Source organism: Spirosoma harenae (assembly GCF_054776975.1).
Genome location: NZ_BAAHBD010000010.1, coordinates 545,459 through 562,681, shown reverse-complemented (window position 1 = coordinate 562,681; position 17,223 = coordinate 545,459). Strand labels below are relative to the sequence as shown.

16 protein-coding genes are annotated in these 17,223 nt (G+C 45.5%); 7 read left to right on the top strand and 9 right to left on the bottom strand.

What is annotated here, in order from left to right:
• Positions 1–24: 24 nt before the first annotated feature.
• The 5 genes from ACYVE4_RS16295 to ACYVE4_RS16275 all read left to right on the top strand — a co-directional run bounded on the left by ACYVE4_RS16295 (position 25) and on the right by ACYVE4_RS16275 (position 6,365).
• Complete coding sequence (locus ACYVE4_RS16295; protein ID WP_461041226.1) at positions 25–1,443, top strand: Gfo/Idh/MocA family protein; 1,419 nt, start codon at positions 25–27, stop codon at positions 1,441–1,443.
• A 118-nt stretch (positions 1,444–1,561) separates the two neighbouring features.
• Positions 1,562–2,941 (top strand): putative oxidoreductase C-terminal domain-containing protein, encoded by a 1,380-nt coding sequence (locus tag ACYVE4_RS16290; protein WP_461041225.1) that lies wholly within the window; start codon positions 1,562–1,564, stop codon positions 2,939–2,941.
• A 119-nt stretch (positions 2,942–3,060) separates the two neighbouring features.
• On the top strand, positions 3,061–4,221 hold the full coding sequence (locus tag ACYVE4_RS16285) for a Gfo/Idh/MocA family protein (protein WP_461041223.1): 1,161 nt from the start codon (positions 3,061–3,063) through the stop codon (positions 4,219–4,221).
• 306 nt (positions 4,222–4,527) lie between these two features.
• Positions 4,528–5,361: a ThuA domain-containing protein gene (locus ACYVE4_RS16280; protein ID WP_461041222.1), complete on the top strand. Its 834-nt coding sequence runs from the start codon at positions 4,528–4,530 to the stop codon at positions 5,359–5,361.
• A gap of 86 nt (positions 5,362–5,447) precedes the next feature.
• Positions 5,448–6,365, top strand: a complete 918-nt coding sequence (locus ACYVE4_RS16275) for an SMP-30/gluconolactonase/LRE family protein (protein WP_461041221.1) — start codon at positions 5,448–5,450, stop codon at positions 6,363–6,365.
• Between the two features lie 2 nt (positions 6,366–6,367).
• Here the strand turns inward: ACYVE4_RS16275 and lpxB are convergent, their stop codons facing one another.
• Positions 6,368–7,483, bottom strand: a complete 1,116-nt coding sequence (gene lpxB, locus ACYVE4_RS16270; protein WP_461041220.1) for a lipid-A-disaccharide synthase — start codon at positions 7,481–7,483, stop codon at positions 6,368–6,370.
• An 86-nt stretch (positions 7,484–7,569) separates the two neighbouring features.
• Positions 7,570–7,986 carry a 6-pyruvoyl trahydropterin synthase family protein gene (locus tag ACYVE4_RS16265; RefSeq protein WP_461041218.1) on the bottom strand — a complete coding sequence of 139 codons (417 nt, stop codon included), beginning with the start codon at positions 7,984–7,986 and terminating at the stop codon, positions 7,570–7,572.
• A 268-nt stretch (positions 7,987–8,254) separates the two neighbouring features.
• On the opposite strand from ACYVE4_RS16265, the gene rfaD reads away from it, so the two are divergent.
• Complete coding sequence (gene rfaD / locus ACYVE4_RS16260; protein WP_461041217.1) at positions 8,255–9,220, top strand: ADP-glyceromanno-heptose 6-epimerase; 966 nt, start codon at positions 8,255–8,257, stop codon at positions 9,218–9,220.
• 2 nt (positions 9,221–9,222) lie between these two features.
• Here the strand turns inward: rfaD and ACYVE4_RS16255 are convergent, their stop codons facing one another.
• The 5 genes from ACYVE4_RS16255 to ACYVE4_RS16235 all read right to left on the bottom strand — a co-directional run bounded on the left by ACYVE4_RS16255 (position 9,223) and on the right by ACYVE4_RS16235 (position 14,133).
• Positions 9,223–9,594 (bottom strand): DMT family protein, encoded by a 372-nt coding sequence (locus ACYVE4_RS16255; protein ID WP_461041216.1) that lies wholly within the window; start codon positions 9,592–9,594, stop codon positions 9,223–9,225.
• A 20-nt stretch (positions 9,595–9,614) separates the two neighbouring features.
• The gene (locus ACYVE4_RS16250; protein ID WP_461041215.1) at positions 9,615–10,934 is read right to left on the bottom strand and encodes a sensor histidine kinase; all 1,320 of its coding nucleotides are present in this window, start codon (positions 10,932–10,934) and stop codon (positions 9,615–9,617) included.
• A complete protein-coding gene (locus ACYVE4_RS16245) occupies positions 10,931–11,602 on the bottom strand; it encodes a response regulator transcription factor (RefSeq protein ID WP_461041214.1) in 672 nt (223 codons plus the stop codon). Before ACYVE4_RS16245 ends, ACYVE4_RS16250 begins: the two co-directional genes overlap by 4 nt.
• A 91-nt stretch (positions 11,603–11,693) precedes the next feature.
• Positions 11,694–12,485, bottom strand: coding sequence for a hypothetical protein (locus ACYVE4_RS16240; protein WP_461041213.1), 792 nt, complete (start codon positions 12,483–12,485; stop codon positions 11,694–11,696).
• 100 nt (positions 12,486–12,585) lie between these two features.
• Entirely contained in the window at positions 12,586–14,133 is a 1,548-nt protein-coding gene (locus ACYVE4_RS16235) for a S8 family serine peptidase (protein WP_461041212.1), read from the bottom strand.
• Positions 14,134–14,270: 137 nt separating this feature from the next.
• Between ACYVE4_RS16235 and ACYVE4_RS16230 the strand changes: the two genes are divergently transcribed.
• Entirely contained in the window at positions 14,271–15,566 is a 1,296-nt protein-coding gene (locus tag ACYVE4_RS16230) for an aminopeptidase P family protein (protein WP_461041211.1), read from the top strand.
• Positions 15,567–15,684: 118 nt separating this feature from the next.
• Here the strand turns inward: ACYVE4_RS16230 and ACYVE4_RS16225 are convergent, their stop codons facing one another.
• A complete protein-coding gene (locus ACYVE4_RS16225) occupies positions 15,685–16,305 on the bottom strand; it encodes a TetR/AcrR family transcriptional regulator (protein WP_461041310.1) in 621 nt (206 codons plus the stop codon).
• Between the two features lie 303 nt (positions 16,306–16,608).
• A complete protein-coding gene (locus tag ACYVE4_RS16220; protein WP_461041210.1) occupies positions 16,609–17,049 on the bottom strand; it encodes a WapI family immunity protein in 441 nt (146 codons plus the stop codon).
• Between the last annotated feature and the right edge of the window lie 174 nt (positions 17,050–17,223).

Here is a 17,223-nt window from a genome sequence, read left to right as displayed (position 1 = left end):
AATCGTCTCTGAACCATAAGGAATATGGCATCCGATAAACAAACTCCTATCACCCGGCGAAGCTTTCTGGATTTGGCAGCCAAAGGCACACTTGTGTCGTCTGCTCTCATCAATGGTTTCCCAACGATTGTACCCGCTTCGGTTTTTGGTAAAAACGCGCCAAGTAATCGGATTAATGTAGCGGCTATTGGCACGGGGCGTATTTCCCGTGGTCATGATATGCCGGGCGTTTGGCAATACGATAATGCGCTGATTATGGCCGTTTGCGATCTGGATAGCAAACGGGCTGAAGAAGCCAAGCAACTCGTGAATGGAGTGTATGCCAAGAAAACAGGTAAGGATAGCTACGATGGTGTACGCGCGTATACCGATTATCGCGAATTGCTCCTGAATAAAGATATTGATGCGGTTATTGTCAGTACGCCCGATCACTGGCATGCGCCAATCGTGGTTGATGCCGTACGTGCCAAAAAGGACGTTTACATGCAAAAGCCAGCATCGCTGACCATTGCCGAAGGGCGTATGATGGCCGATGCTGTTAAACAATCCGGGCAGATTATGCAGGTAGGTAGTCAGCAGCGTTCGTCGGAGCAGTTTCGGTATGCGGCTGAGCTGGTTCGTAACGGTCGGATTGGCGAGCTGAAGACAGTCTACGTCGGCCTCCCCGGCGATCCATCGGGCGACGAAGAGCCGCAGATGCCGATCCCGAAAAACCTGAATTACGACATGTGGCTCGGCACAACGCCGGAGGTTTATTATACCGAAAAACGCGTGCATCCGCAGGTGGGCTACGACCGACCAGGCTGGTTACGTTGCGAGCAATTCGGCGCTGGTATGATTACGGGTTGGGGAGCGCACCACATCGACTCGGCCCACTGGGCAATGGATACGGAATACACCGGACCTGTTGAAATCTGGGGCAAAGCCGATTTTCCGAAGAGCGGTTTGTGGGATGTACACGGTATTTTCCGCACCGAAGCCATGTATGCAAATGGCGTACACATGATTGTGAGCAACGAAATTCCTAACGGGATTAAGTTTGAAGGGACAAAAGGCTGGATTTTCGTTTCGCGGGGTGATGCGTCAGTTACAGCCAGCGACCCAATTGCCAAGCAAAATGCTGCGAAAAAACTGGATGCCAGCGATCCCAAATTGCTTACCTCAGTAATCGGACCCAACGAAATTCACCTGCCCGTTAGCAAAGAGCATCATGGTAACTGGCTCGAAAGTATTGCCAGCCGTAAGCAACCGATTGCGCCTGCCGAAGTGGGTCACCGTTCCTGTTCAGCTTGCTTATTGCACCATGCGGCCATGAAGCTTAATCGCAAATTGTACTGGGACCCGAAAAAGGAACAATTCAAAAACGATCCCGAAGCGAATAAACTTCTTTCGCGCCCACAACGCGCGCCTTACGCGATCAAAGCATTGGCGTCGGCAAGATAAGTCTTACTTTGTTTCAGGTTTCAGTTATCACAGAATGTTACGAAACCGTATAAAATTGGTTTGAAAATGTCGTTTAACTTCCTTTGGACAACCTGTAAATTTGACATAATTCTTTCGAATGAAATTTTACCCCATTCTCGGTAGTCTGCTTATGGCTACGATTATTACGGCCTGCCAGTCGTCGGAGAAAAAAGAAGCGGCTGATAAAGGCGAAATTCACCTGATTACCTTAGATCCCGGTCATTTTCATGCGGCTCTCGTGCAAAAAAATATGCTGGAGGGCGTCGATTCAGTCGTGCATGTGTACGCTCCTGAAGGGACTGATTTGCAACTGCATCTGGATAAAATCAACGGCTTTAATACTCGCTCAGACAATCCGACTCACTGGAAAGAAGAGGTGTATAAAGGCACTGATTTTTTCGATAAGATGATTGCCGACAAAGCCGGAAACGTCGTGGTAATGGCGGGAAATAACAAGTTGAAGACGGATTACATCCAGAAAACAGTTTCGGCTGGATTTAACGTATTGGCCGATAAACCAATGGTCATCAATGCGGCCAATTTTGATAAATTAAAAGAATCATTCGCGACCGCCGAAAAAAATAAGGTGTTGCTTTACGACATCATGACCGAGCGGTACGAGATTACGACGATGTTGCAACGGGCCTTCTCGCAGCAACCTGACGTGTTCGGTACGCTGGAAAAAGGTACGCCCGAAAACCCCGCGGTTACTAAAGAAAGCGTTCACCATTTTTATAAAAACGTGTCGGGAAGTATCCTGACTCGTCCGGCCTGGTTTATGGACGTATCGCAGCAGGGCGAAGGTATTGTGGACGTAACAACGCACTTGGTCGATCTGGTCCAGTGGGAATGTTTTCCTGAGCAAACGATTGACTATCAAAAAGATATTAGTCTGACATCTGCTCGTCGATGGACGACGGATATGACACTGAGCCAATTTAAAGCCATTACCAAACAGGAGGCCTTTCCGGATTATCTCAAAAAAGATGTCGTGAAAGATAGCATTCTGAAAGTTTATAGCAACGGCGAAATCAACTACCAACTGAAAGGTGTACACGCCAAAGTTTCTGTTACCTGGGCCTACAAAGCGCCGGAGGGAGCGGGCGACACGCACTACTCGATCATGCGCGGCACTAAGGCAAATTTGATTATCCAACAAGGCCCTGCCCAGCAATACAAGCCAACGCTCTACATCGAACCCGTAGCTGGAAACAAAAATTTAGAAGCGTCTGTAAAAGCCATTTTGCCCAAAATTCAGCAGGAGTTTCCGGGTGTAGAGGTGAAGAAATCAGCGAAAGGATGGGCAGTAATTATTCCCGAAAAATACAAAGAAGGACACGAAGCACATTTTGGTCGAGTCGCTCAGAAATACCTGGATTATTTGAAAGCTGGTAATTTACCTGCCTGGGAAGTCCCGAATATGATCGCGAAATATTACACAACCACTCAGGCGTTAGAGTTGGCAAAGAAAAAATAATTTAAATGGGTGATTGGGGGGCTGTTTGCCTATTCAATAGAATGCTTTTTGGATAAAAAATGCACTGATTATTTACTCTTTAGTAAGCAGTTTCTCACTCACTCTTATGCTCTTCGAAAATGAACCCACGTCGTAATTTTATCAAAGAAACGCTGGCTACGGCAGCTGGCTTGGTTGTATTGCCAACTTTACCTACCGAAACTATCGGCGCACCGGCTCTCGTCAGGTCTACATCACTTGGGAGCGATTCGGTGCCAACGGGTGCCGCTCGAATTCGATTTTCCGTTATTGGAATGAATCACGGGCATATTTATGGGCAGGTCGGAGCAGTTACTCGGGGTGGAGGAGAACTGGTTTCCTTTTTTGCGAAAGAACCTGAGTTGGCCGCAGAATTTGCCAAACGTTTTCCTCAGGCAAAACAGGCAAAAAGCGAAGACGAAATCCTGAATGATAAGAGTATTCAGCTTGTGCTTACGTCAGGTATTGCGAACGAACGGGCTCCCCTCGGTATTCGCGTTATGAAGTCGGGCAAGGATTTTATGTCGGATAAACCCGGTATTACAACCCTCGAGCAATTGGCCGAAGTCCGCAAAGTTCAGAAAGAAACGAAGCGGATCTATTCGATTATGTACAGCGAACGGCTGGAAAATAAAGCAACCGTTAAAGCTGGGGAGTTGGTAAAAGCGGGCGCTATTGGCAATGTTATTCAGACCGTTGGTTTAGGTCCACACCGTATGACACCCGCATCGCGACCAGCCTGGTTTTTTGAAAAGAAACAATTCGGAGGCATCATCTGCGATATTGCGTCGCACCAGTTTGATCAGTTTCTGTTTTTTACCGGCTCTACGAAAGCTGATATAGTAGCCTCGCAGGTAGGCAATCTGCATTTTCCACAATACCCCAATTTTGAAGACTTCGGCGATGTGATGTTGCGGGGTGATGGTGGTATGGGGTATATTCGCGTCGACTGGTTTACGCCCGATGGTCTAAAAAGCTGGGGAGATGGACGGTTGACCATTCTGGGAACCGAAGGATTTATTGAGCTTCGGAAAAACATCGATCCGGGCGGACGCGAGGGCGGAAATCACCTGTTCATCACCGATAAGAAAGAGACGCGGTATATCGATTGCAGTAAAGAGAACTTACCGTATGGCGAGCAGTTGGTTAACGATATCCTGAATCGTACTGAAACAGCTATGTCGCAGGAGCATTGTTTTCTGGCTACCGAGCTGGCGCTCAAAGCGCAGAAAAATGCGCAAATCATTCACCTGAAAAAATAACAATTGTTGGCTACTATGCTGATTATCGACGTTACAGATCCGGAAGTAGTGGTCGCTCAATCGCACTAGTAAGTCATCGACCTGGCGCGTAAACTAGCCGTTATGGATACCGAACCTATTTCTGGTATCCATAACGGCTAATTCTTGTTGGGTAGATTAGTTAATAGCCATCCGTTTTAGGACGCTATGAAAAGAAATTCCCAAAAGTGGATTAGTGCAGTGTATTGAGATTATTCTCTGACAAGGCCAGCAAGCGTAGATACCTGAGTCATTTTGCTTATAGAGGTATATAATCATTTCTTGAAAATGTCTCGATTTACTTCGATATGGGCTGGTTTAAGCCTGTGGTTGCTTCTGGTTAGTGCTGCTCAGGGCCAGAATGTAAACTGGAAAAAAGTGAAAGTGCTGGTTTATTCCAAAAACGGGAAAGGCTACGTCCACGATAATATTCCGAACGCTATTCAGTGTATCCAGAAGTTAGGGAAAGAGAACGGTTTTGGGGTCGATGCATCAGAAGACCCGGCTGTATTTACGGAAAACAACCTCAAGCAATACACCCTTCTGATTTTTCCCAGTACTAATAACGATGTATTCGATACCGATCAGCAACGACTGGCGTTTCGACGGTATATCGAAGCGGGCGGTGGTTTCGTAGGAATTCATTCCGTGATGGGGACAGAGCGAAACTGGACCTGGTTCAAACGAATGCTGGGCGGTACGTTTGCATGGCATCCAAAATTTCAGAAGTTCAAAATTGACATTCTTGACACGAAACATCCGTCGATGCAGGGATTGCCGAAGGTATGGGAAAAAGAAGACGAATTTTATTTTACCAAAAACATGTCGCCGGGGCCAACGGTTATTATGGCAAACGACCTGACATCACTGAATCAGGATGAACCTGAAAAAGTAAAAATGTTTGGTGGTTCTTACACCGAGTTATATCCTTCGGCCTGGTATTATAATTTCGACGGAGGTTATACCTGGTGTACGACTCTCGGCCATGCGAAAACCGATTATGTGAGTGATACGACATTCATCAAACACATTTTTCAGGGAATTCAATACGTGGCTGGGCAAGTGAAAACAATTGATTTTAGCAGAGCGTACGCCGATTCCAGAGATACACCTATTCGGTAAAGCTGTTTGAGGAAATTAACCAGTATACAGTTAGTTTTTTTACGAATAGACCTTACAGATTTATTAACGATTTATCGGCGTAACTCATGACATTTACCAGTAAAGCAGGATTTGTACTGACAATTTTTATGGCAGTATCCGGACACATATCAGCACAGTCGGAAAAGGGGCTTGATTCCATCAAAGTGGTTGCTCCTGGCGCTACTCTTAAGCAGATTTCGAGTCAATTTGCGTTTACCGAGGGACCTGCGGTCGATAAGCAGGGCAATATTTTCTTTACCGATCAGCCAAACGACAAAATATGGAAATACGACACCGACGGAAAATTGTCGGTGTTCATGGATAAAACGGGTCGTTCAAATGGGCTGTTTTTTGATAAAAAAGGCAATCTGATTTCCTGTGCCGACGAAAAATATGAACTCTGGTCAATCAGTCCGGACAAGAAAGTGACCGTGTTGCTGACCAACATTCAAGGTAAGAACATGAACGGCCCAAACGACCTGTGGCTTGATCCAAAAGGGGGCATTTATTTTACCGATCCCTACTACCAGCGCGATTATTGGGAGCGGAAAAAGCCCGATATGGACGGGCAGAAAGTGTATTATCTGCCCAAAGGAAAATCAGAAGCGATTCTGGTTGATGGTGATCTGAAGCAACCGAATGGCATCGTTGGTACACCCGACGGGAAGACGTTGTTTGTTGCCGATATCAGGGATAGTAAAACCTATAAATATCAGATCAATCCAGACGGTACATTATCGAACCGTCAGCTACACATCTCACAAGGCTCCGATGGTATGACGCTCGATAATCAGGGGAATCTATACATATCTGGGAAGGGTGTTACCGTTTACGATCCGAGTGGCGTTAAACTGGGGAATATTCCAGTTCCGTCGCGCTGGGTAGGGAATGTTTGTTTTGGTGGAAAAGACCGTAATGTCTTGTTTATCACGGCTAGTGAATCCATTTATACCTTGCCGATGCGAGTGAAAGGTGTAGAATGATTTTAGCTATTTCGTAAGAATTCAACCATCAAGCGACCCGCGCGCTCCGAAGCGCCGGGTCGTCCCATTTTCTGTTGTACATCAGCATAACCGGCCAATTGCTCCTCTCGTTGTGGACTACCCGGTAAAATTTGTTTCAACTCTGTTGTAAGGCGCTCGGGCGTTAGCTCATTTTGAATAAGTTCTTTCACGACTTCACGATTGGCAATAAGATTTACCAGCGAGATAAACGGCACAGCAACAAGTCGTTTAGCGATGGCATACGTAATCCCCGTTGTTTTATAGCAAACAACTTGTGGAATAGTCAACAAAGCCGTTTCGAGCGTAGCCGTCCCCGAGGTAACAAGTGCCGCTGTTGATATATACAATAGATCGTAAGCCGCATCATTGACACGCTTGATTGTAGGAAAATCAGCAAGTAATTCGTCATACAACGAAGTTGGTAAATTACTGACTGTGCCAACAATGAATTGATAGTCAGGAAACTGGCGAGTTGCCTGAAGCATCGTAGGCAGGATCGACGTAATTTCCTGACGGCGACTTCCGGGTAGAAGCGCAATAATTGGGCGTTCGTCTAAATCGGCATTTTTGCGGAAATCTGGATCGGGCTGAAAATCCGCCAGGGCATCAAGGAGCGGATTACCTACATAATTAACCTTGTAGTCATATTTGGCGAAAAATTCCGTCTCGAAGGGTAAAATGGTAAAGAGTTGATCGACGTTAGCTTTGATCTTGAGTGCTCGCCGTTGATTCCAGGCCCAGACTTTTGGCGAAATATAGTAGAATACCCGAATCCCATGCTGTTTGGCAAAACGAGCCATTCGAAGATTAAACCCTGCATAATCGATCAGAATCAAGACGTCGGGCCGGTGAGCCAGCAAATCAGCCTGACATTCGCGCATGATCCGGCGAATCGTTCCGAGATTTTTGACAACTTCCAGAAACCCCATAAAAGCCATCTCCCGATAATGACGCACCAGCAGAGCCCCGGCCTCTTCCATCTGTTCACCACCATACGCCCGAAACGTTACCTCAGAGTCATACTGTCGAATCGCCCGAATTAGATTAGCGCCATGCAAATCACCAGAGCGTTCACCAGCAATTAAGTAGTAGGTCATGGGAGTGATGAGTAATGAACGATAAGTGATGAATATAGCACTACCTGTTAACATTCATCACTCATCGTTCATCACTTTTAAAATTCTTATTCGCCAAAATAATCGACAAAATTTTTAGAAGTTTCATAGAGTCGGAGCTGGTGCAGGTGAGCATCCGTAACGGGTTCCAGCGCCCGCTCGAGAATCTTCCAGATTTCCATGATGAAGATTTCGCAACTGGCCATTTTGCCCTGCATAAAATCGACATCCAGGTTTAAGTTTTTGTGATCTACTTTCTCAATAACCTCCCGTTTGACGATATCGCCCAGTACTTTTAAATCGATCACAAACCCAGTGTCAGGATCAGGTTCACCTTTTAGCGTAACGATCAATTCAAAATTATGCCCGTGCCAGTTGTGATTGGCACACGGTCCAAAAACTTCTTTATTCCGCTCTTCCGACCAGGCTGGATTGTAAAGCCGGTGAGCTGCATTAAAATGTTCAATTCGATTAATATAGACCATTGTTCTGGTTTTTATGGGGCGGTTGCCAGAAACGCCCTTGGATAAATAAAATGCAAAATTACGAATGTATTTCGCCTTATAAAACTGTAAAATTTACCTAGTTGACCAGAAACTACTCAAAAGGTTTATATTGAAAAAATGCAATTTAATCACTGAATACGCTATTCTATTCTACGGCGGAAAACATGTATCTTTACAGCCAATTTCACTTTATACAGGCTGATACTAACCTAATTATCAATATAAATACGTTTACAGCTACCACTTTATGATTATTGTTACGGGAGCCGCTGGTTTTATCGGGAGTTGCTTAATTAGCAAGCTAAATCAGGAAAACTTCAATTTTATTATTGCTGTCGATGATTTTTCTTACCCCGAAAAAGAGGCTAATTTGGTTGGAAAACGCATTCAGGAACGTGTAGATCGGGAAGCTTTTTTTGACTGGCTCGACCAGAATTATCAGGAAGTTGAGTTTATTTTTCACATCGGTGCGCGTACAGATACGACGGAATTTGATCGACAAATTTTTGAGCATCTGAATATCGAATATTCCAAACAAATCTGGAATCGATGTATTGAGTATCAGATTCCGCTCGTATATGCCTCATCGGCAGCGACCTATGGCATGGGTGAGTTAGGGTACGACGATAATGAATCTCTGATTCCCCAATTAAAGCCTTTGAATCCCTACGGCGATTCGAAAAACGAATTTGATATCTGGGCGCTAGAGCAGGAGCGCAAGCCGTTCTTCTGGGCAGGGTTGAAATTCTTTAATGTGTATGGCCCAAACGAATACCATAAAGATCGAATGGCGTCGGTTATTTTTCATACCTACCACCAGATCAAGAAGTCGGGGCAGATGAAATTATTCCGCTCACACAATCCGAATTATGCTGACGGTGAGCAAATGCGCGATTTTGTGTATGTGAAAGATGTGATTGACGTTTGCTCGTTTTTGATGCATCATCGGCGGAACTCCGGTATCTATAATCTGGGGAGTGGGAAAGCCCGTACCTTCTTAGATCTGGCCAAAAATACCTTTTACGCACTTGGCCTTGAACCAGAAATTAGCTTCGTTGACACGCCCGAAGATATCCGGGATAAATATCAATATTTCACTCAGGCCAATATGGCCAAACTCCGATCGATCGGTTATGATCGACCCTTCTCTTCGCTGGAAGAAGGGATTTCCGATTATGTGAAAAACTATTTGAGCAAAGGGTTGTATTTATAAACCTACCATTTCTTGAAGATAAAAAATACGGCAATTACCATAAAAACAAAACCGACAAGGTGATTCCAGGCCAATTTGTCGGTTTTAAAAATAAATACGGTGATTAGCGTAAATACGGTTAGTGAAACTGCTTCCTGAATGGTTTTAAGCTCAAAAAGCGAGAAAGGGCCACCTGTTTCGTTGGAGCCAATCCGATTGGCAGGTACCTGAAAAATGTATTCGAAAAAAGCCATTCCCCAACTAAGCATAATCACTCCGAACAGAGATAGTTTAGCCAGCATTGGAAATTGCTTTACCTGAAGATGCCCGTACCAGGCTAAGGTCATGAATATGTTGGATAACGTGAGCAGCAGAATGCAATAAATTCCTTTCATAAGTGCGTGTAACGAATTGCTTATTGGGTTAATTCAATAGGCAAAAATAATCGACTGGTGAATGTGAAATTCTGCCAGTTGATATTTAATAAGCCTCCGAGTAAAGTTGTGAGTCGATGACTGATCCAAAGCCCCAGCCCATGCCCATCTTTGAGCGGATCTGCTCGGAAGTAAGCCTGCATCAGGTCAAGCGTAGGACCACTTTCGCGTGTCGTTTGGTTCTCTATCTGTACAACCCAACGGCCAGTTGCATAGTATAGCTGAACGGTAATCGCGCTGCTATCGACGGCATATTTAAGCCCATTTTCGAGCAAATTCAGCAGAATGTGTTCCAGTTTGACTGCATCCGTTACTAGCTTTTTTTCGATTGTATCGTCTGATTCAAATTGGATCGTTACGTTATAATCAGCCGCTACGGTAGCCAGTTGGGCAATGCAGGAATTGAGTAGAACAGGTATATTGATTTCCGATAATGTCAACGGTTGAGCAGATTCATCGGGTCGGCTGAGAGTTAAAAATTCGTCGAGCAAACGGGATAATCGACTTACTTCGTCTAATTGACCGGTCAGAAATGATCTGATTTTTTCATCGATTTTTGGATTATTCAAAGTTACCTCAAGCCCCGTTTTCATGACCGTCATTGGCGTACGGAGTTCGTGTGCGGCTGCGCCAAAGAAATTACGTTGCAGGTCAACATTTTCCTGTATACGGGCCAACATACGATTGATCGTATCAGTCAGTTGATACAATTCATCGTGACTTCTGGGCAAGGTTATTCGGCTATGAACAGTTGTATGACTTATTTCATTTGCCTGATCGACAATGGTTTGGATAGGGCGAAGTAGCCAGCCAGCGACGCCATAGCCAGCCCCGAAAGCCAGGATCAGACTGACGAGCCAGCCCAACCCAAATCGCCACTGAAGTTGATGAATATCCTGTTGTAAACTGGCATCGGGCATGGCCAAGGTCAACTGAATTTGTCCATCTGGAAACTGACTCAGTGTAGTTTGAGCCGTTACGATTCGGTAAGAATAATAAATAGGCTTTGCCTGATGTTCAGCAGTAATAGCATTCGGAAAACCAGGACTTCGAAACAGTTCGCGAGAGTGATTGTATGTTTGGTAGACGACGAGCATCCGTTCCCGATCCGTTGGTAAGGGCACCACAACCGGATCTACACTGACCAGAGAAAGTAACCAATCCGCCCTCGTTTGAATAGCACGATCAAAGGCGGTTTGCAGGCTCTTCTCCGCACGATTCAGCATCAACCAACCAGCCAGTAGACTGACACTAGCAAACACAACCGACACGGCCAGTACGATCCGACTCCGTAGACTCATGCCGTTTTGAGCCGATAACCCCGGCCAATAAGTGTTTCAATCAAACCCGTTTGTCCGATAGCATCAAGCTTTTTTCGCAGCTGATAAATATGAACCTCAATGACGTTGCTACCCATATCGAAATCCACAGCCCAAACTTTTTCGGCAATTTCATTTTTGGTAACCAATTGCCCCGCCCGACGCATGAGCAATTCAAGTAGCGCAAATTCGCGATTCGTTAGTTCAAGCAGTGTCCCGTTCTTCAATACGTCATGCGATACAAGACGCATCTCAAGATCGGCAACGCGCAATACTACGTTATCGCTAGTAGCGGTTCGGCGTTGCAATACACGGATTCGAGCTAGTAATTCATTGAAATCGAAAGGCTTACGTAAATAATCAACCGCGCCCAAATCCAGCCCTTGTACGACTTTTTCTGGATCACTTAAGGCCGATAAAATCATCACTGGCACCGTCAGACCAAACGCGCGAAGGTTATACAAAACCTCGAATCCCGTTTGACCAGGTAACATCAGGTCGAGCAAAACTAGATCGTATAGTCCACCTGCGAGGTAATCCAGTCCTTCCGATCCCGAATGAGTTAGGTCGGCAACATGGCCATGCTGCTCCAGGCCCTGTTTGATAAACCGGGCTAGTTTACGCTCATCTTCGATAATCAGGATTTTCATTGTCCAAAGAGCGAAAGAGTGAACGAGTGATTAATTGTGAGCAGTTTAGATTAATCGCTCGTTTACTCATTCACTCTTTCGCTCATTAAATTTAGCGCACTAAATATTGCTGTTCGTTAATAGTTAAGACCGACGCACGAAGAATGGTTTGTTTTTCTAACTGCACCTGACCTTCGTGTAACATTTTGGGGTACCCTTGAACCGTTACGGTACTCCCTTTCTTAGCCAGATTGGTCAGTTGATAAGCCACATGTGGTGGAATGGTTATCACGGTTTTGTCTTCTAATAAAAGCCCATTCACGCGCCCTGACCGATCCAGTCGATAGTCAGTAATTTTTCCGGTTGTTGTCGTAAGCGCTGGCGGTTCGGGCTGTATCGTTGGTCGGGTAGGAGGGGTATGATTAATGGTCGTTTTACCCGCAGTGAGGCTGTGCATCAAAAAAACAGTTTCTCCTTTTGGATTGGTATCCGAATAGCCCGTCACGCTGACAGTACTCCCCGGTTTAATGGCCGTCTGAATCTGTTTACCTAAATGTGAAGGGAATTTGATGGTTGTATTGCTGGCCCCGGTCATGGTAAAGCCATCTAAAATAGCATCGTCGTTGCTAATCCACTGGCCAACGGTACCCGATACGGTCGTTAACGATGTAAGCCCACTCATACGGTGGCCCTGACTTAAGGCATGTGGTCCATGAGGGCCACCCGGCCCGCGACCGTGTCTACGTAAGCCAGGGCCATCTGGTTGATGTCTGTCATCTGGATTATTCAGCGCAATTGGGGGAGGTGTTCCGTCGGGTGCAGCTACTTGTTGTGCCTGGGCAAATGGTGCAGTTAAGGAGGCTGCCAACACAGCCAGAGCGATTAGTTTGGCATTCGTTTCCATAGTCAGTTGTTCTTTACTGTTTGATTACGGAAGCAAACTTATCATCCTGACTTAAGCTCTATCTGAAACGGAAATTAATTTTTCTTCATACGGAAAACCGTTATTCCCAAATCACTTCCACAACCTCTTTCTTGAGGTCGATGGTTGTTTGCTTTTCACCTGAAGACCGGTGTAGACTTACTTTTCCCTGACTTACTTTAGCCGTCTCCTGTTGTATTACATGCGTAGCATCTTTCTTATGAAAGACCGAAATCATTGATTCATTGGTTTCAACAGGCAGGGCAAAGTTTTTACCCGTCGCTTTCACCGTTCGGGCGGTTGCCGGCATATCCTGATTACGAAGCAATGCTAATGCCCGTGATGCTTGCGGAACTCCGTAGCCTACATAGTTATTGCCATAAGGATAGAGATGCGATGATTTTTCGATAATCTCCATCACCTGCTTATTGGTCAATTTCGGATTTGCCTGCATTATACAAGCGGCAAAACCTGTGATGACCGGCGCAGATAGGGAAGTGCCGTAGAGTGAAAAACAAGAAACGTTGGGCTTGAGATACGGCAGATTTTCTGGACCGATGCTGCTATAGCCAATCCGGTTCCAGAGTCGGGAATTGGTAGCGCCAATGGCTAGTACACCCTGCGCATCAGCGGGCGTACTAATAATGCGCCAAGAGCGATCATCTCCCTCATTTCCAGCTGATACGATGATGAGGATTCCCTTTTTGTCGGCGGCAATCTGCGCTGCCCGACTGATTAGGCTCGTATGCCCATCCATCTGACTGGGTTCGTAATTTTCCTTCGGATTGCTCATTCCTTTGGCGTATCCCAGCGACGTATTAATCAATCGAACGCCTAGACTGTCCATCCATTCCATAGCAGCCACCCAATTATCTTCTTCACCCCGATATTCGCGATTTCCTTGATCGGTTCTGGCTAGGTAGAAAGTTGCGTCGGTAGCTAAGCCAAACTGAATGTTTTCGCCAGGATCGTTTCCCGCAATGGCAGCCAATACTTCAGTCCCGTGAAAATCCGACATGGTTTCGAGTGTACGGAACAAATTATCGTGCGTCTTTTTTTCATTTACGTAATCCCGCACGCGCTTTACGCCCTGACGTTCAAATACATGTTTTAGCGCATTAGCTGAATCGGCTCCAAAAAATCCCGCATCAATAACGCCAACGTTCACAAATCGGCCCGTTAATCCTGCCTGAGCAAAATCCGAAGCCTGAATTTGCGTCATTACCGGGGCCATTTGCGGCTTTATCGGCAAATCGAGTGACGTAATCACAATAGCGGGATCAATTGCCTGAATCCCTTTAACAAATGGCATTGACGCGACTTGCGCATACTGGCTGGCTGTTAACCGAGCCGATACCGCGTTGAGCCAACGCGACTGACAAACCGGACGAACCCCCGCTTCTTTTAGTTGATTCAGGTACGTTGCCGAAACAGGCAAATCGGTGTCATCCAAAGGTAAGTTCTGCCGTTGTCGCTGGATGATAGATTGTTGCGACAAGGCTGGAACGGATGTTTGCTCTTTATCGCTCAATAAAACCCAGTACTTTGGCGCATTGAGCTGAGACTCGTCAGACTGAGCCTGTACCAACCGGGCCACCAGGCAAAAAATTATGATGAAGCGAAATGTCATGTTCGTTTAGGTAGAAAGCAACGACAGGCTCTTGTTAAAGTCTGTAAAACTCTAAACTCCAAAATACGGGGGAACTGTTCGGGGTTTTGAGTTTCTTTGCAATATTAATCAAAAATTAAGCCTCAACGACGTACTGTATGCGTTATTCCCCGATTGATAATCAGCTTTTTGTTCAGAATCGTCAACGACTAATTAATCTACTAAAGCCCAGATCACTGGTTGTTGTTAACGCCAACGACATCATGCCGACCAATGCTGATGGCACGATGGGTTTTCGACAAAACAGTGATCTCTTCTATCTTACCGGCGTCGATCAGGAAGAAACCCGACTCGTTTTATTTCCCGACCACCCAGATCCAAAATTCCGGCAGGTTCTGTTTCTGCGTGAAACCAGCGAACTGATCGAAATCTGGGAAGGCCATAAATTGACAAAAGCTGAAGCGGAGCAAGTAACAGGATTACCGCAAAAACAAATTTACTGGACGCATCAGTTTGAGCAGATTTTTGTACAGATGGTCTTCGAAGCCGAGCACGTTTATCTGAATACAAATGAACATACCCGCGCAGGCATTGAAGTACAATCTCGCGATGCGCGGTATATCGAGGAGTTTCGGCAGAAATATCCCCTGCATCATCTGGAACGACTGGCTCCTTTGATGCATTATTTACGGGCCATTAAACAACCACAGGAAGTCCCGCTTATTCAAACCGCTATCGATATTACCGACAAGATGTTCCGTCGGTTACTTAGGTTCATTAAACCGGGCGTATGGGAGTATGAAATTGAGGCTGAAATGATGCACGAATATCTGCGTAATCGTTCGCGTGGATCGGCTTATAGCCCAATTATTGCGTCAGGAGCAAATGCTTGTGTGCTGCATTACATCGATAATAGTCAGCAGTGTCAGGATGGTGAAGTAATTCTGCTCGACATTGGCGCCGAATATGCCAATTATAGTGCCGATATGACTCGCTCGGTTCCGGTAAATGGCCGATTTACAGAACGCCAGCGAGCGGTTTATGATGCTGTGTTACGAGTGATGAAGGAAGCAAAACAAATGCTGAGGCCGGGTAATCTGTGGGACGATTATCACCGGGAAGTGGGTAAAGTAATGGAATCAGAATTGATTGGTTTAGGCTTACTGGATCGTGCTGAAGTTGAGAAGCAAGACCCTGATATGCCGCTGTATAAAAAATATTTTATGCACGGAACGTCGCATTTTTTAGGACTCGATGTGCATGACGTTGGGAACAAATATCGGAAGATGGAGCCCGGTATGGTCTTCACTGTTGAACCGGGTATCTATATACGTAATGAGAAACTCGGAATTCGTCTTGAAAACAATGTTTTACTAACCGAATCCGGAAATATCGACCTAATGGAGAATATACCCATTGAAGCCGAAGCAATTGAGGAATTGATGAACGGGTAGGGATTTACGAATTACGAGCCGGGCCGCTGGAGCGGTACAAATTACGATTTCTGATGCGTCAGCTAAAACGTAATTTGTACCGCTCCAGCGGCCCGGCTCGTAATTCGTAAATCTTGATTTATTTCGCTTCTGCTGCTTTGGAGTTTTCACGCTCCAGCGCAATGTTTAGACTAGAGTAAATTCGACGAATGGCGGTTTCCAGACGCTCCCAGCCAGCTTCTGAACGAAGATCAATATCACCAATATGGTCGCGTTGATTGCTGGTAAGTACCAAATGTGTAACGGCTGCTACCATCAGACTTGTAATAGCAATAGGATCGAAAGCCGAGTAAGGAGCCAGTTTGCTAACCATCGTTTTGTACGATTGATCGCGGAAATCAGCCAGTCTGCGGGCGAGTTCGGTTTCGCCGTTCGACATTTCCCAACGAATCAATTCCTGAGATGATTTCCGGGTGCGGAACTCGCGCATGAATTGGATCGTATATTCCGACCAGGCTTTACTTCGGGCTTCAGGAGCCAGATTGTCGGGTACTGAATCCAGGAATTTCTCGTTGAACATAGAAAGGAAGAATCCACGGTGCACGTAGGCTTCCAGCAGTCCATTCCAGCCGCCGAAGTAGCGGTAAATCAGGACTTTATTGACTCCAGCGCGCTCGGCAACAGCATTTATTCCCGCTTTTTCTGTGCCGCGTTCCGCCATTACTTCACCCATGGCACGCAGGATACGTTCCATGGTCATCTGGCGATTTCTTCGCTTAACGACTTTCATATTATGGTTGGGTCTTTTTGTTAATTAAGAGGATATGATTATATTCTTTTTAAACAGCTACATATACTAAACTGACTGCAAATCTACTGTAGTTGCAAATATGGTTATTAGCGTCGATGTTGCCAAAAAATCACTTCAAGAAAATAAAAATTGTTGCGGATTTAGTCACTCTATAAGTGACTATGAATGAGCATTTCCATATTCATTAGTAGCCATAAAACAGAAAACGTGCCTTCGGGTCGAAGACACGTTCACGTAGTATGTATAGAATCTCTACCGTTCTGGATAGCTGTCCATCTGCCCAGATAAATCCTGGATTGCTTCCTGTAATTGATTCCGATTTAGGAGGATATCTACTTCAAGAGGGAAATCAGGATAATCGTGCCAGGAAGGGGTGAGCGAACCATCTAGCTGAATTTGTAGTCGATATTGATCGTCGGATAAGGCTTGTCCCTCCATACTTAGCCCCGGTTCCGAAAAATTTAACGTAATACGATTAGCCGCTTTCGTCCAGAGCGAGCGTAAACCAACCAGCATGCGCTTCACTTCCCAGGTTTGTAACAGCGCAAGTTGCGTATCCGCCTTCTGCCGCCAGAGCGTTGAAAATCGGCATTGCAATCGGTTGCGATCCCGCCACGTTGTTGTCACTGCGCCATAGCCTAAAATGGCGAGTTCAAACGAATCGGTGGAGTTTGAAGAAGAGACAAATTTCATACTAGGTATATTTAGGGAGTGATTGTCTACTTAACAAATATACTAATTAATTGTTAGGGAAATATTATACTTTTTTCATGATTTTTCCAGAGGGCTTTGACTTGTCGTGATTAACCGGAAAATGACAGGAATACATTTACTTAACATTCGGGCTTCTTCCTGACTTAGGGACTT